The 15,519-nt window shown below is 59.2% G+C and carries 11 protein-coding genes and 1 pseudogene; 9 read left to right on the top strand and 3 right to left on the bottom strand.

The features are described 5' to 3' along the window. Positions 1-223, bottom strand: a pseudogene (locus JMV15_RS27030) (ribonucleotide-diphosphate reductase subunit beta); the annotation flags it as partial. Between the two features lie 480 nt (positions 224-703). Here JMV15_RS27030 and vapB point away from each other — a divergent pair. Beyond that, complete coding sequence (gene vapB / locus JMV15_RS27025) at positions 704-934, top strand: type II toxin-antitoxin system VapB family antitoxin (RefSeq protein WP_014719603.1); 231 nt, start codon at positions 704-706, stop codon at positions 932-934. Further along, positions 931-1,344, top strand: coding sequence for a type II toxin-antitoxin system VapC family toxin (locus JMV15_RS27020; protein ID WP_014719602.1), 414 nt, complete (start codon positions 931-933; stop codon positions 1,342-1,344). The genes vapB and JMV15_RS27020 overlap by 4 nt, the downstream gene beginning before the upstream one ends. A gap of 137 nt (positions 1,345-1,481) precedes the next feature. Here JMV15_RS27020 and JMV15_RS27015 read toward each other — a convergent pair whose 3' ends face one another. After that, positions 1,482-1,751, bottom strand: coding sequence for a DUF2790 domain-containing protein (locus JMV15_RS27015; protein ID WP_014719601.1), 270 nt, complete (start codon positions 1,749-1,751; stop codon positions 1,482-1,484). Between the two features lie 397 nt (positions 1,752-2,148). On the opposite strand from JMV15_RS27015, the gene acs reads away from it, so the two are divergent. From acs to argR, 7 genes are all read left to right on the top strand, one after another. Further along, positions 2,149-4,104, top strand: a complete 1,956-nt coding sequence (acs, locus tag JMV15_RS27010; protein WP_005790645.1) for an acetate--CoA ligase — start codon at positions 2,149-2,151, stop codon at positions 4,102-4,104. A 696-nt stretch (positions 4,105-4,800) separates the two neighbouring features. Then, entirely contained in the window at positions 4,801-5,586 is a 786-nt protein-coding gene (locus JMV15_RS27005) for an ABC transporter substrate-binding protein (RefSeq protein WP_020302951.1), read from the top strand. A gap of 91 nt (positions 5,587-5,677) precedes the next feature. After that, the gene (locus JMV15_RS27000; RefSeq protein ID WP_003193627.1) at positions 5,678-6,367 is read left to right on the top strand and encodes an ABC transporter permease; all 690 of its coding nucleotides are present in this window, start codon (positions 5,678-5,680) and stop codon (positions 6,365-6,367) included. Then, positions 6,364-7,062 (top strand): ABC transporter permease, encoded by a 699-nt coding sequence (locus JMV15_RS26995; protein ID WP_003193625.1) that lies wholly within the window; start codon positions 6,364-6,366, stop codon positions 7,060-7,062. The genes JMV15_RS27000 and JMV15_RS26995 overlap by 4 nt, the downstream gene beginning before the upstream one ends. Position 7,063: 1 nt before the next feature. Further along, entirely contained in the window at positions 7,064-8,176 is a 1,113-nt protein-coding gene (locus JMV15_RS26990; RefSeq protein WP_014719599.1) for a succinylglutamate desuccinylase/aspartoacylase family protein, read from the top strand. A 27-nt stretch (positions 8,177-8,203) separates the two neighbouring features. Then, positions 8,204-8,968, top strand: coding sequence for an ABC transporter ATP-binding protein (locus tag JMV15_RS26985; protein WP_038451261.1), 765 nt, complete (start codon positions 8,204-8,206; stop codon positions 8,966-8,968). A gap of 246 nt (positions 8,969-9,214) precedes the next feature. Continuing rightward, positions 9,215-10,195 carry a transcriptional regulator ArgR gene (gene argR, locus JMV15_RS26980; RefSeq protein WP_014719597.1) on the top strand — a complete coding sequence of 327 codons (981 nt, stop codon included), beginning with the start codon at positions 9,215-9,217 and terminating at the stop codon, positions 10,193-10,195. 7 nt (positions 10,196-10,202) lie between these two features. Here argR and JMV15_RS26975 read toward each other — a convergent pair whose 3' ends face one another. Continuing rightward, a complete protein-coding gene (locus JMV15_RS26975; RefSeq protein WP_038451259.1) occupies positions 10,203-15,251 on the bottom strand; it encodes a leucine-rich repeat domain-containing protein in 5,049 nt (1,682 codons plus the stop codon). Positions 15,252-15,519: the final 268 nt, after the last annotated feature.

Genomic DNA, 15,519 nt, shown 5'->3' with positions numbered 1-15,519 from the left:
CCAGCTCGGCGAGGCCTTCGGCGACGTCGAGTTTGTCCAGGGCGGCCTTGGCGCGCACGATGGCGGCGGAGTCGTTGGCGGTGACGGCGCGGGCTTCCACGGCGGCAGCGGCGCCGGCACCGTCGAGACGGTCCATGTTGGCTTCGGTGGCGTGGCCGGCGTTGGCGCCTTTAGCGGCTACTTCGCCTTCTTCTTCTTTGTCGAATTCGTCCCAGCTCAGCATGACGTGTCGTCTCCTGCGTGAGGGCTCAAAGGTGCCCGTGTGAAACCGGATGGTTGGGTGTTCACACGGCCCTAGGGCCGCGGTGGATCTTAAGGAATCGTTTGTTGCAACAGCTCGCGCAGGCAAATAAACGGAATCAGGTTGCGGGTGCTGCATGAGGCTTGAGGGGCGCAGCGATGCGTGCTTGCTGCAGCGCAGGCTCAAGGTCTGGCTCTTTATCCCTGTGTAAAGGGATATTGCAGGCCCGATTTACCCGCGCATTATAGGGAAAAAATTGGGTTTGTGTTGCGGCGGATGGTCACTGATTAGAGACAAAAAGGACGCTTTTTAAGCCGGGGTGAGAGTTTTCGGGCTGTTGCTGTCGCAAGTTTTTTTAGCAGCTGGCACACGTCTCCGATCGTCGGCCAATTGCCATATGTCTTGCATAGGCTTCAGGGTGTCCTTACATTGCATATGTCAGGCATAGGTAGAGGATGAATCATGCGCACAGTCTCAATTTTTAAAAATGGAAAGAACCAGGCTATTCGATTTCCAAACGACATGGCCTATGAGGGAGTCGGTGAGCTCGAAATCACCCGCAATGGAGATACGATTACATTACGACCTGTCCGACCTAGCTGGGGGTCGCTGAGTGAGTTACCCAGGGCGGACGAAGATTTTCTTCAGGAGCGTCAGGACGTTGTTGGCGATGAAGGCAGGTTCAACCTGTGACGACATACATGCTGGATACCTGCATTTGCTCGTTCATCATGCGTGAGCGGCCCGAGTGCGTGCTTAAGCGTCTGGCCTTGGAGGTGGCGAGGAGCAATCGAATCGTGATTTCGGCCATAACCTATGCCGAAATGCGATATGGACAGATTGGGAAAAAGGCATCGTCCAAACACAAGACGTTAGTCGATGAGTTTGTGAAGCGACTCGATGAAGTGTTGCCTTGGGGCGTGGCGGCGGTGGACGCGACGGTTGAGGTGAAGCGAAGCCTGACCGAGCAAGGGGCGATCATCGGCCAAAATGATACTGCTATTGCAGGGCATGCAATTGCTTCGGGGTGTACGTTGGTGACCAACAATATTCGGGAGTTCAGTCGCGTAGCGGGGTTGTCTTACGAGGATTGGGTCCATTAACCGGAGCGGGTGTTATGGCTGAAATCGCCATCGCAGGCAAGCCAGCTCCCACAGTTGATGCGTGGTGTATTCAAGGGCGGGTTCTTGGCCGCAAGAACGATTTCTTGCGGCAATTAAGAATCCAACTTCAGAAGTTGTTAGCCGTTAGAGCAACCATTGCCCATCACTTGATAGTTAAGAATATGACGCTGGCCTTGCGAATCTTCATATTCCATCTTCACCGGTACAACTTCGCAGACTTCTGGAATGCTGCTCATGGACAAGACTTTGGCCACATCCAGGTGAGTGCTGTAGGTGTAGTCCTCAACGATCGGGGCGTTCTGGCCGGCCAGTTCAGTCGGGGCTTCGTCCGCCAGGGCGGCGGTGGCGCACAAGCTGCTCAGGGCCATCACTAATAACGCTTTCATTGCTTCATTACCTTCTTCAGGGCGAAAGGGGGCACGGGGCCCTTGTGAGGCCGCGTGTGTCACTTAAAGTTGGGAAGTTCGGATTAACGTTGCCTTCGTGGGGGCTGTTGCGTGGTTAATCAGAGTGCCTTGTTGGCGGAGTTGATTTTAGGCGCCTCGGTTATATTCATATACCCGTGGTTTTGATAAACACTTTTGGCGGTTTTTGTAACAATCCCTCAATCAAGATTTTTTCAGAAACCTGTCAGCCGCCGCAGCACGCGGGCCAGAGCGGTGAAAAGGCATAGCAGGGCAATTTGTAGGGTCTTGTTACTACCATCGTCGAATGGTTCTATAGGCCTACCCCGGCTACAACAGGGGCCATACAACAACAACTATTGTCACCGAGGTAAGAAAGATGAGTGCGGCTTCCCTGTACCCCGTTCGCCCCGAAGTAGCAGCCAACACGCTGACCGACGAGGCGACCTACAAGGCCATGTACCAGCAGTCGGTGGTCAACCCCGATGGCTTCTGGCGCGAGCAAGCCAAGCGCCTTGACTGGGTCAAGCCTTTCACCGCGGTGAAGCAGACCTCTTTCGACGACCACCATGTCGACATCAAATGGTTCGCCGATGGCACCCTGAACGTTTCCTACAATTGCCTGGACCGTCACCTCGCCGAGCGTGGCGACCAGATCGCAATCATCTGGGAGGGCGACGACCCTGCCGAGAGCCGCAACATCACTTACCGCGAGTTGCATGAGGAAGTCTGCAAGTTCGCCAACGCCTTGCGCGGCCAGGATGTGCACCGCGGCGATGTGGTGACTATCTATATGCCGATGATTCCCGAAGCCGTGGTCGCCATGCTGGCCTGTACCCGCATCGGCGCGATCCATTCGGTGGTGTTTGGCGGTTTTTCCCCGGAAGCCCTGGCCGGTCGCATCATCGACTGTAAGTCGAAAGTGGTGATTACCGCTGACGAAGGCATCCGCGCTGGTAAGAAGATTCCGCTGAAGGCTAACGTTGACGACGCGCTGACCAACCCGGAAACCAGCAGCATCCAGAAGGTGATCGTGTGCAAGCGCACCAATGGCGCGATCAAGTGGAACCAGCATCGCGACATCTGGTACGAAGACCTGATGAAAGTGGCGGGCACCGTCTGCGCGCCAAAAGAAATGGGCGCCGAAGAAGCGCTGTTTATCCTCTATACCTCTGGCTCTACCGGCAAGCCTAAAGGCGTGCAGCACACCACCGGCGGCTACCTGCTCTATGCGGCCCTGACCCACGAGCGTGTATTCGACTATCGCCCGGGCGAAATCTACTGGTGCACTGCCGACGTGGGCTGGGTCACCGGCCACACCTACATCGTCTACGGCCCGCTGGCCAATGGCGCGACCACGCTGCTGTTCGAAGGCGTGCCGAACTACCCGGACATCACCCGCGTGGCGAAGATTGTCGACAAGCACAAGGTCAACATCCTCTACACCGCACCGACCGCGATCCGCGCGATGATGGCTTCCGGCACCGCAGCCTGCGAAGGCGCCGACGGCAGTAGCCTGCGCCTGCTGGGTTCGGTGGGCGAGCCGATCAACCCGGAAGCCTGGGACTGGTACTACAAGAACGTCGGCCAATCCCGTTGCCCGATCGTCGACACCTGGTGGCAAACCGAAACCGGCGCCACGCTGATGAGCCCACTGCCAGGCGCCCATGCGTTGAAGCCGGGTTCGGCGGCACGGCCGTTCTTCGGGGTGGTGCCGGCGCTGGTGGACAACCTGGGCAACATCATCGAAGGCGCCGCCGAAGGCAACCTGGTGATTCTCGATTCCTGGCCAGGCCAGGCGCGTACCCTGTACGGCGACCATGACCGTTTTGTCGACACCTACTTCAAGACCTTCCGCGGCATGTACTTCACCGGTGACGGCGCGCGTCGCGATGAGGACGGTTACTGGTGGATCACGGGCCGTGTGGATGACGTGTTGAACGTGTCCGGCCACCGCATGGGCACTGCCGAGATTGAAAGCGCCATGGTTGCGCACCCCAAAGTCGCCGAGGCGGCGGTGGTGGGTGTGCCGCATGACATCAAGGGGCAGGGCATTTATGTGTATGTCACCTTGAAGAATGGTGAAGAGCCTAACGAAGCACTGCGCCTGGAACTGAAGAACTGGGTGCGCAAGGAAATCGGGCCGATTGCCTCGCCGGATGTGATCCAGTGGGCGCCTGGGTTGCCAAAAACGCGCTCGGGGAAAATCATGCGGCGCATTTTGCGCAAGATCGCCACGGCTGAATACGATGGGTTGGGGGATATCTCTACCTTGGCAGATCCAAGCGTGGTGGCGCATTTGATTGAAACGCACAAAACCATGAACGTCGCGTAAGCGGAGTAGGTGGGACAAAGCCCCATTCGGTGCAAGCCGGGTGGGGCTTTTTTGTACGGCCTCAAGACCGCCCAGATTTAGTGTGGGAGCTGGCTTGCCTGCGATAGGGGTATGTCAGGCAAAGGTTGGTTGGCTGAGGCATCCCTATCGCAGGCAAGCCAGCTCCCACAGTTCAGATTGCATTTCATAAGAGGGTATGGATGGCGGTCTGACAGACCTGCATAGCCACCAAACCAATAAATATCGGTTTTCCCCGTAGGACGTTTCTGAATGTTACCGCCTCGCTCAAATGTGTAACCGCCCGCACAAACCTGGGGCGATGGACCACGCCTACGCCCCGAAAAACCGCGTTCTAGACATCCCCACAAATAAGATTAAACGCCAGACTTGCCGTGCTAGAAGGGTTTGCGAATAATAGGCCCGCAATTTGCAGCATCATCAGGTTTAATATCTTTTGTCTCTGCATAAAATTCAGAGGCTGTCAATGAGCTGGAACCGCTTTCTCAGTGCTTCTGTAAATTGTTGTCGCATTGAGGAAATATCGGCCTCCGGCCTGTCGTTAGAATGCCGATCACTCGCTCGTCGTCGCAGGTGTCGCCCGCGCAGGACGCAGCACCGCTATTCGGTTACACCTTCGCCGCATCGTGGGCCATGGCTCATACTGCTGTTTTTGCCCTATACCGATGGAGTCCCAAGATGAAGAAACTCGTGCTGTTGGGCGCCCTGGCGCTGTCCGTGCTGTCCATGCAGGCTTTCGCCGAAGGCAAGCCGCTGAAAATTGGTATCGAAGCGGCTTACCCTCCGTTTGCCTCGAAGGCGCCGGATGGCAGCATCGTCGGTTTTGACTACGACATCGGCAATGCGCTGTGCAAGCAGATGGACGTCAAGTGCACCTGGGTCGAGCAGGAATTCGATGGTCTGATCCCGGCACTCAAAGTGCGCAAGATCGACGCGATCCTGTCGTCCATGTCCATCACTGACGACCGCAAGAAATCCGTGGACTTCACCACCCGCTACTACCTGACCCCAGCTCGTCTGGTGATGAAGGAAGGCACCACCGTCAGCGACAGCCTGGATGAACTCAAGGGCAAGAAGATCGGTGTGCAGCGCGGTTCGATCCACGACCGTTTCGCCCGTGAAGTCCTGGCGCCAAAGGGTGCCGACATCAAGGGCTACAGCACCCAGAACGAAATCTACCTGGACGTGGCTGCCGGCCGCCTCGATGGTACCGTGGCTGACGCCACCCTGCTGCAAGACGGTTTCCTGAAAACCGACGCCGGCAAAGGCTACGCGTTCACCGGTCCGGCGTTTACCGACGTCAAATACTTCGGCGACGGCGTAGGCATCGCGGTACGCAAAGGCGACAAGGAAAACCTTGAGCGCATCAATGCGGCCATCGCTGCAATCCGTGCCAACGGCGAATACAAGAAAATCCAGGACAAGTACTTCGACTTTGATATTTACGGCGCTGATGCCAAGTAAGTAGTCGCAGCTGTCTGTCCGAAATGGCGCAAGCAACAGTCATCCTGAAGTTTGCGCCATTTTTTCATCCCCCTTTTCGAGGACCTGAATCATGTTGAAAGGCTACGGGGCCGTCATCCTCGATGGCGCATGGTTGACGCTTCAGCTCGCCTTGTCGTCCATGGCCTTGGCCATTGTTCTGGGTCTGATCGGGGTCGCGCTACGCCTGTCGCCGGTACGCTGGCTGGCTTGGCTGGGCGACCTGTACTCCACGGTGATCCGCGGGATCCCCGACCTGGTGCTGATCCTGCTGATTTTCTACGGCGGTCAGGACTTGCTCAACCGCGTCGCGCCGTTGCTGGGCTTTGACGACTATATCGACTTGAACCCCCTGGCCGCCGGTATCGGCACCCTGGGTTTCATCTTTGGCGCTTACCTGTCGGAAACTTTCCGTGGCGCCTTCATGGCCATTCCCAAGGGGCAGGCTGAAGCCGGCCTGGCGTATGGCATGAGCAGCTTCCAGGTGTTTTTCCGGGTGATGGTGCCGCAGATGATTCGGCTGGCGATCCCCGGGTTTACCAACAACTGGCTGGTATTGACCAAGGCCACCGCGCTGATTTCGGTGGTGGGTCTGCAAGACATGATGTTCAAGGCCAAGCAGGCGGCAGACGCCACCCGCGAGCCTTTTACCTTCTTCCTCGCAGTGGCGGCGATGTACCTGGTGATCACCAGCGTGTCGTTGCTGGCCTTGCGTTACCTTGAGAAGCGCTACTCGGTAGGCGTAAGGGCGGCTGATCTATGATCTTCGACTACAACGTCATCTGGGAGGCCATGCCGCTGTACCTTGGCGGCTTGCTGACCACCCTGAAACTGCTCGCTATCTCGCTGTTCTTCGGCCTGCTCGCGGCCTTGCCCCTGGGCTTGATGCGCGTGTCCAAGCAGCCGATCGTCAACGGCGTGGCCTGGCTTTACACCTACGTGATCCGCGGCACGCCGATGCTGGTGCAGCTGTTTTTGATCTACTACGGCCTGGCACAGTTCGAAGTGGTGCGCGAAAGCTTCCTGTGGCCGCTGCTGTCCAGTGCCACGTTCTGTGCGTGCCTGGCGTTTGCGATCAACACCAGCGCCTACACCGCCGAAATTATCGCCGGTAGCCTCAAGGCCACGCCTAACGGTGAGATCGAAGCGGCCAAGGCCATGGGCATGTCGCGCTACAAACTGTACCGCCGCATCCTGTTGCCGTCGGCCCTGCGCCGTGCGCTGCCGCAGTACAGCAACGAAGTGATCATGATGCTGCAGACCACCAGTCTGGCCTCCATCGTCACGCTGATCGACATCACCGGTGCCGCGCGCACGGTGAACGCCCAGTATTACCTGCCGTTCGAAGCCTATATCACCGCCGGCGTGTTCTACCTGTGCCTGACCTTCATCCTGGTGCGCCTGTTCAAGTTGGCCGAGCGCCGCTGGCTGAGCTACCTGGCTCCACGGAAGCACTGATATGGAACGTATCGATCATCTGCTGCCCTGGGGGCATTTGGGCTGCGAACGCCAACTGAGCGTGTTTCGTTTCGGCAGTGGCGAGCGCAAGGCCTATATCCAGGCCAGCCTGCACGCCGATGAGTTGCCGGGTATGCGTGCCGCGTGGGAGCTGAAAAAACGCCTCACCACGCTGGAACAGCAAGGCGCCCTCAACGGCGTGATCGAGTTGGTGCCGGTCGCCAACCCGATGGGGCTCGGCCAGTTGTTGCAGGGCAGCCACCAAGGGCGTTTCGAAGTCGGCAGCGGCAAGAATTTCAACCGCGATTTCGTCGAACTGAGCGAGCCGGTGGCCGAGTTGCTACAAGGCAAGCTGGGGGACGACCCGCACGCCAATGTGCGCCTGATTCGCCAGGCCATGAGCGATACACTCACCGCCTTGCCCGAGCCGAGCAGCCAGTTGCAAGGCATGCAGCGTATCCTGCTGAGCCATGCCTGCACCGCCGATGTGGTGCTGGACCTGCATTGCGATGCTGAGGCAGCGCTGCATATGTACGCGCTGCCCCAGCACTGGCCGCAGTGGCGTTCGTTGTCGGCACATTTGAATGTGAAGGTCGGCCTGCTGGCGGAGGATTCCGGCGGCAGTTCGTTTGACGAGGCGTGCTCGTTGCCGTGGCTGCGTTTGTCGCGCCTGTTCCCCGAGGCGCAAATTCCGCTGGCCTGTCTGGCGACGACGTTGGAATTGGGCGGCCAGGCCGACACCGGCCGTGATGAAGCCATCTTCCACGCCGAAGGCATCCTTGCGTTCCTCGCCGAACAAGGCTTGATCAAGGGCGAGTGGCCCGCGCCGCAACACGAACCTTGCGAAGGTGTGCCTTTCGAGGGCACCGAACTGCTGTTCGCGCCCCATGCCGGGGTGATCAGTTACCTGCGTAAAGCGGGCGACTGGGTAGAAACCGGCGACGAGATTTTTGAAGTGATTGACCCCCTGACTGACCGCGTAAGCACTATTTGCGCGGGCACCTCGGGGGTGTTGTTTGCCGTTGAACGGCTACGTTATGCCCAAGCGGGTTTCTGGCTGGCCAAGGTGGCGGGGCGCGAAGCGCTGCGTCACGGGCGCTTGCTCAACGACTGACCACCTGTTTTTGTGAGAACCGACCGCATGTACAAGCTTGAAGTCCAAGACCTGCATAAACGCTATGGCAGTCATGAAGTGCTCAAAGGTGTGTCCCTGGCCGCCGCCGCCGGTGATGTGATCAGCATCATCGGTTCCAGCGGTTCGGGCAAAAGTACCTTTTTGCGCTGCATCAACCTGCTGGAGCAGCCCCACGCCGGCAAGATTTTGCTCAATAACGAAGAGCTGAAACTGGTGGCCAACAAGGACGGCGCCATGAAGGCTGCCGACCCCAAGCAGTTGCAGCGCATGCGTTCGCGCCTGTCCATGGTGTTCCAGCATTTCAACCTGTGGTCGCACATGACCGCGATTGAAAACGTGATGGAAGCCCCGGTGCACGTGTTGGGCATATCCAAGAAAGAAGCCCGCGAGAAGGCCGAGCATTACCTGGCCAAAGTCGGCGTGGGCCATCGTAAGGATGGGTTCCCCGGCCACATGTCCGGTGGCGAGCAGCAGCGCGTAGCGATTGCCCGTGCACTGGCGATGGAGCCTGAGGTGATGCTGTTCGACGAACCTACTTCTGCGCTGGATCCGGAGCTGGTAGGCGAAGTACTCAAGGTGATGCAGGACCTGGCCCAGGAAGGCCGCACCATGGTGGTCGTGACCCACGAAATGGGCTTTGCCCGCGAAGTGTCGAACCAATTGGTGTTTTTGCACAAAGGCATCGTTGAAGAGCGTGGCAACCCGCGGGAAGTGCTGGTGAACCCGCAGTCGGAACGGTTGCAGCAGTTCCTCTCTGGCAGTTTGAAATAATCAAGACTGCTTTTGTGCACCGGGATAGTGCATGCTCCGCAGTCTTGAGGTAAGCCCCGATCCCCTGTGGGAGCTGGCTTGCCTGCGATAGCGATGTATCAGCCAATGATGTGTTAACTGACCCACCGCCATCGCAGGCAAGCCAGCTCCCACTGTTGATCTGTGTTTGTTTTGGGATTTGTAGTTGATTACGGGCTAGCATTGGCCCACAGCTTCTTTCACCGTTTTCGCTCCGGATAGCACTCCATGACCGCCCACAAAATTGGTTTCCTGATTTGGCCCAGCACAAAAGCCCTCACGCTTGCGCTGGCTGAGGAGGCCTTGCGCGTTGCCCAGCGGGTGCATCCGGATGTGATCTACGAGTTGTCGTTCCTGCTCGCCGAACCCGCAGTCGAAGGTGCCTGGCAACTGCCGGGCGAGCCGTGGGCCGGTAAGCTGGAGGGTTTTCAGAAGTTGTTCCTGTTGGCCGACGAACCGCCGACGGTCATCGCTTCGCCACTGAGCTCCGCGCTCAAGCAGCTTGTTCGGGCGGGGTGTGTGATCGGCGGCTTGTCAGCGGGGGTGTACCCGTTGGCCCAACTGGGCCTGCTCGATGGCTACCGCGCCGCCGTGCACTGGCGCTGGCAGGACGATTTCGCCGAGCGTTTCCCCAAGGTCATCGCCACCAGCCACCTGTTTGACTGGGACCGTGATCGCCTGACCGCTTGCGGCGGCATGTCGGTACTTGACCTGCTGTTGGCGGTATTGGCCCGTGACCATGGCGCCGAGTTGGCCGGTGCTGTGTCTGAAGAACTGGTGGTGGAGCGCATCCGCGAAGGCGGCGAGCGCCAGCGTATCCCGCTGCAAAACCGCCTGGGCTCCAGCCACCCTAAGCTGACCCAGGCGGTATTGCTGATGGAGGCCAATATCGAAGAGCCGCTGACCACCGACGAAATCGCCCAGCACGTGTGTGTTTCACGACGACAACTTGAACGCATCTTCAAGCAATACCTCAACCGCGTCCCCAGCCAGTATTACCTGGAGCTGCGCCTGAACAAGGCGCGCCAGATGCTGATGCAAACCAGCAAGTCGATCATCCAGATCGGCCTGTCCTGCGGCTTCTCCTCGGGGCCGCACTTCTCCAGCGCCTACCGCAATTTCTTCGGCGCCACTCCTCGCGAAGATCGCAACCAGCGTCGCAGCAGCAGCCCGTTCGAGTTGTCGTCGGTGCCTTCCGAGCGCGGGTGAGCTGCGTCTATTCTTCTCCCTCTGTTTCGGATGACGTCGCAGAGCGTGAGCTGGAGCGGTCTGGCGCGGGTTGTCGGGCTTGCGCTACATCGAAATCCACTGCCGTGCGGTTGTAATAGCGACGCAGAATGGCAAGTGCTACGGGTGAGAAGGGGTTGTCGCTCAGGTCAAAGCCTGCCGCTGAGTCCGGGTCTACTTCAAGCAGGTCCGTGGGCAACTCGGTGATGTGGTTATCGCTCAGGTTCAGTTGGGTGAGCGACGTCAGGTTGAACACCCCGTGAGGCACCTCGGTAAGCCTGGTGTTTTCCATCATCAGGGTTTCCAGGCCGGACATTTTGCTGACGTCGGGCGTCAGCGCCAGCGGGTTATCGCTCAGGTCCAGGTACTCCAGGTCGTGCAGGTCGCTCAAGGCGGCGACGCTGTCGGGGGTCAGTCGCAGATTGCATTGCGTGAGGCTGAGTGTGGTCAACTTGGGCAGCTTGAAGACGCCAGCGGGAATGTCTTGCAGGGCATAGCGGTGGATCAGCAGGCTTTCCAGATTGGGGAAACGTTCCAGAAAACCTTCGGGTATCGAGGTGGTTTCCTGTGCCCTCAGCTCCAGCTTGGAAATATGCTTGAAATCCACATTCAGTCTTGGCAGGTCTCCCCACAGCGGCAAGGTCAATGTCATTTGATGGGACTGCGTCAGCGGGTCATGGCTTAAGTCCAGGCTGGTTTCACGCCGCCAGCCTTGCTCCAGCAGAGCGCGGATTTGCGCTCGAATGAGTTGTTGCTGTGGGCGAATCTGTTCATCCATGGGCAGGTTCGTGACGGGGTGGCTCTCAGGCACATCCACCACCCATTCCTGCAGGTCGGCTTGCAAGCGTTCGTAGTCGGCCTTGAGGCGCACGAGATTCGCCATCGAATCATCCAGCCCGCCCGGTAGCCTGAAGATAAATTGATTGGCCTCGGGAACGTTGTAGGTCGGGTAAAGCGCTTGGACCAGGCGAACCTCATCTGGATTGGCTTGGACGCCAAAATGTTCCCCGGTGCTCTGGCAGTAGGTTTTTATCCGTTCCAGGGTTGCGCGCGTCAGCGGGTTGCCGGAAAGGTCGTAGGCCTTGGCAGCACTGGCGGGCAACGAATACAGGGCTTCTGGCAGCCTGCGCAGGTTATTGTGGCTGAGATTGGCGTTTGCCAGCCGAGGCCGATTGAGCAGGCCTGTGGGAAAGATGGAAATACCGCAGTGGCTCAGGTTGAGTGTTCGCAGGTTGGCCATGTTTTCGAAATTGGGCGCCAGCACCAGCGGGTTGTGGGACAGGTCAAGGGTATGCAGCTCGGTCAGGTTGGCCAGGGCTGCTCGGGTTGGGGTGGTCAGGTTGAGTGCGCAGCCGCGCAGTGTCAGCGCGTTAAGGTGGGTCAATGCACTGATTTCGCCGGGCAGTGTTCTGAGGGTCATGTCGCTGATGGCCAGTCGGCGCAATCCGGGGAAAGATGCCAGGAAGCCCGGCGTGCCGCGGGTGGTCAAGTAACCCTGGAATTCCAGGGTAGTGATGTGCCCAAGGCGGGTATCGAGCGCGGGCAGTTCCCCATAAATGGGCTGGTTGAGTTGCAGCAGGTGACCGTTGTCATAAGCAGGGTCTACGGGGGTGTTGTGGCGCCAGGCGCCGATCAGTTTTTGTGACCAGAGAAAGCGATTTTGCTGTTCCGCAGCAATCCGCCAGCGGCTCAACGGTAAATCTGTACCGACAAGGGTCTGCGGCACATTCTGCTGCCATGTCCGCAGGTTGGTTTCCAGTTGCGAGAACTCTTTCTTCAGAAATTGAAGGGTACCCCAAGGTGTGCCGGGATCGTTTTGCATGGCGGCGAGTACGGCCGTCACCTGGCTGGGGCTCAGTTGTGGGTACAGGGCATGCAACTGACTCTCCAGCGAGACCCCTTCGCTGCTGCCAGCGGTGACCGGGCTGGCGTCGTAGCCCTCCATGCCGCCGGGTAGGCGCACCAATGTCGGGTCATAGGACGGTTTGAGCAGCGGAACTTCGGCCAGCAGGGCGCCAAGTTCGTCATGTGCCAATGTGTGTTGGCGCAAGGTTTCTCTCAAGTGCGGGCCTTGGCCTATCTGCATAGCCAGTGCGTCGCGCTGTGCATCGGGGAGTGCCTGGAGCACGGCGGTGTAGAAATCGGTTTCACCAAGCAGGGTGCCCATGCTGTCTTCGGGAATGTAATCGCCTTCGATGGTGCGCAGCAGCAGGCGTCGGATGGGCGCCTGGGCGGGGCCGATAGCGTCGCGCAGGTGACCATCGCGCTTGAAGTCGCGAACTTCCAGACGCACCTGAGGCGACCAGCCCGGCAATTTTTCCAGGGAGTGCAGGGCGAGTCGATGGGTGTCGCCGGTCTCCAGCGCACCCATGTACAGGCCTTCATAGGCCCGGCTGATTCTGACCTGATGGGCCGCCCAGCGTGCGCGTTCGACCAGGTGCGAAGGCAGCGTGCCCTGGTCGATGTCGAGCAGGTCCTGGCCGTGGGCACTGAGCAGGACTTCCTCGGCCGCGCTGACGGGCAGGCCCGGTGTGCTGTCGATGAGCTTTTGCACGCGCGCATTGGTGGTCAGCTCCAGGCCTCGATAGCGCGCGTCGAACATCGAAGCGCGTTTATCCTCGGCTCTGCGTGCCAGCTGTTTGCGCAGCTTGGCGGCGCGCACATGCAGTTGGGGGGCCGGGCTACCGAAGTCTTCCTCCAGCACAGTCTTGCGCTCTGACTCGTCGAGGGTTTCCAGCAGGGTCTTGAGCAGGTCGCCGTTGTTCATCTGCGCTTCATGAATTTGCGCTACCGCCGCATTTTCCCGGCCTGGGTGTTCCCATACGGTTTCGCCTTTGGCATTCAGAAAGCGCAGGGTCTTGGATTCCGGCCACAGGCCGGTCTGGCTAAGCAGCCAGAGTTGGGTTTGCGTGTCGGCTTTTGCGTAAACCAGTGGGTCGTCGCTGTTCATCTGGTCGATGAAGTCTTGAAGTTGCTGGTCGATATGGATGCGCTTGAGGCTGTCGGCCAGCAAGGGCGGTGGCGGTTGGCGGTCCATGTAGAGTTTGCGCAGGGCACCATCGTCGGTGCTGCTGATGCGCTGTGCCTGTTCCAGGCCGGTTTCGCTGAGGGTTTCGGCGGGCGGGCCGAGGCGGCGCAGCAAGGTGCTGCGGTCCCAGGTCAGCGGGCGATCCAGTGGGGTCAGCCAGGCACCTTTGCCATTGCCGATAACGGGTGGTTGGTAGGCATGCAGGTGACTTGGGTGCACCAGCACGGCCTTGCCCGTTTGTTGGTTGACGGCAAAGTGTTGCCCTTCGAGGGGCAGGATTTGTTTGTCCCCGTAGGCATGCAACCCATCGGCTGCTGGGCGTGAGGCGGTGGGCAATTGAAGGTCGTGGGCGTAGGGGCTCAGGTCCGGGTTCCACAGGCGCGTTTTGCCGTCGTCCGAGCTGACCGGATGCAGGCGCTCGAAAAACGCCCAGACTTCCCGAGGCAGTGCCTGGCGTAGCAGCCCTTCGGCAATCGGTGCGCCGACCGCGAACATACCCAATTGCACCATTTGCTCCAGGGTCGACATCAGGTGCCCGAACGCCTGGCGCTTGAGACCCTCGGCCCAATCGACGATGCCTTCGAATACGTCATCGAGCAGTTGATAGGCGGTGTAGCCGAGCATCAGTAAGCCCAGGGGGGGAATGAACGGCGTGGCGATGAAGGCGGCGATTTCGAGCAGGGCCTTACCGATTTTCTGCACGATGGCCCAGCGCTGCCAGCGTGCCTTGCTGTCGGCGTCGGCGGTGGACACGGCGATGCTTCGCGCGTCATTGAGCAGCTTATTGAGTTTGGTTTCATAGAGGTGTTCGTACAGCTCGCCCGTGATTTTCGTCGCGTGCAACTGCAGGTTGGGGTTGGCCACAGGTTCGGCGCGCCAGGTCGGCCTGGGGTCGCCGGGGACGGGGTGATGCCAGGTAACCTGAGACAAGCGGTTATGCAGGTTGGCAAAGAAGTAGGCGCGGTGCTCGTGGCTTATAAAGCGGCTGAAGAATGCCTGGTAATCGGCATCGCGCAATTTGCGGATCAGGTCTTGAATGAATGCGATGCCATCGTGGTAATACTTGAGCGGTGCCTGTGGGTCGCCGGGAATGTAGGCAACCACGGGCACTGCGCTGTGGTGCAGTTCCAGGTCTGCGGCGAACAGCACAATGCCGGCCAGTGGTGCGTCCATCAGGCTCAGGTCGTGGCTGAGCAGCGTCTTACCGTCGAGTGTCAGGCCGCTGATGCCTTTGAGTTGAGCCTGGAGCGTGCGTAACACTCGCTCGCTGCCGTCCTTTTTCAGGCGCGCCAGGTGTACGGCAGTTTGGGCCTCGGCTTTGAGGCTCTCGATGACAGTGCTGCGCAGCGAAGCCTTGCGTTTGGCATCTTTGAAGCCGAAAAATGTCTTGAGGTAGTTCTGGTATTGCGCACCGATGTCCAGTTCACGGCACAGCCCGACGAAGGTCTGGATGCTGACTTTGCTGTTCACTGAGGGCAGGGTGTCGAATTGCCCGGTGGTGGTGGGTTGGGTAATGAAGCTGGAGTCCGCGGTGAAGGCAGTTTTCTCGCTTTCTGCTGCGTCGAAGTTATGCAGCGCGGCGTCCACCAACGACACGGTCCAGACTTTGACGCCGCCAGTTTCTATAGGAAACAGTGGGATCGTCAGGGGCGCATACAGGCGCAGATGGGTGGTGCGGACATCAATCTCCACGCCCCATCTTGTCTTGAACGCCTGTTGCAAAAGCGGCGCGGCGAAGGCCTGCGGTGTCTTGAGGTCGGCCAGGGCCGTGTCTACTTTGTTTTGCGCGGCCCAGCTCTGCTCCACCGCCTGTTTGAGCGGCGCGTGCTGCTGGCGGCTGGCGTCTGCCTGCCAGTTGGCAATGTCCAGTGGCGCATTCTTCAAGGCTTGGCGCTTGTCATCCGAGGCGCTTGCCAGCCAGGCCGGCAGGCGTGTGTGAAACCCGGGGGGTACTTGGGTGGCGGCGACTGCGAGGCGCTGGCTGATGGTCGTGGGGTAGGGCGTGGGCACGAGGCTGATCCTTCAGTGGGAGTGAGTCACTGTCATCACAGCAAGCCTGATGGGTTCACGGGCAGCAGATAGTTAAGGCATTAGGCGAAAATCAGCGGGCCGTGCCTCTGCCTCTCACTGAACGCAGCGTTTACACTGCGCCATTGCGATGCAATATGTCGCATTGCCGTAAACCCGCGTAAAACCGGGGTTGGCGCTATAAGAAGTTGTCGCTTGGCGACAAGGTGGCGCTGAAAACTGTCCTTACAATCCCTGCATCGCCCGCCAG

This window comes from Pseudomonas paracarnis (assembly GCF_904063055.1).
Taxonomy (GTDB): Bacteria; Pseudomonadota; Gammaproteobacteria; order Pseudomonadales; family Pseudomonadaceae; genus Aquipseudomonas; species Aquipseudomonas paracarnis.
Note: the sequence above shows the minus strand (reverse complement) of the source record. Positions and strands in the feature narration are given on the sequence as shown.

Bases quoted from the DNA above. Each gene is read 5' to 3' on its own strand.
- JMV15_RS27005 (WP_020302951.1), top strand. From the start codon at position 4,801: ATGAAGAAACTCGTGCTGTTGGGCGCCCTGGCGCTGTCCGTGCTGTCC.
- argR (WP_014719597.1), top strand. From the start codon at position 9,215: ATGACCGCCCACAAAATTGGTTTCCTGATTTGGCCCAGCACAAAAGCC.
- acs (WP_005790645.1), top strand. From the start codon at position 2,149: ATGAGTGCGGCTTCCCTGTACCCCGTTCGCCCCGAAGTAGCAGCCAAC.
- JMV15_RS26990 (WP_014719599.1), top strand. From the start codon at position 7,064: ATGGAACGTATCGATCATCTGCTGCCCTGGGGGCATTTGGGCTGCGAA.
- JMV15_RS27000 (WP_003193627.1), top strand. From the start codon at position 5,678: ATGTTGAAAGGCTACGGGGCCGTCATCCTCGATGGCGCATGGTTGACG.
- JMV15_RS27015 (WP_014719601.1), bottom strand. From the start codon at position 1,751: ATGAAAGCGTTATTAGTGATGGCCCTGAGCAGCTTGTGCGCCACCGCC.
- JMV15_RS26985 (WP_038451261.1), top strand. From the start codon at position 8,204: ATGTACAAGCTTGAAGTCCAAGACCTGCATAAACGCTATGGCAGTCAT.
- vapB (WP_014719603.1), top strand. From the start codon at position 704: ATGCGCACAGTCTCAATTTTTAAAAATGGAAAGAACCAGGCTATTCGA.
- JMV15_RS26995 (WP_003193625.1), top strand. From the start codon at position 6,364: ATGATCTTCGACTACAACGTCATCTGGGAGGCCATGCCGCTGTACCTT.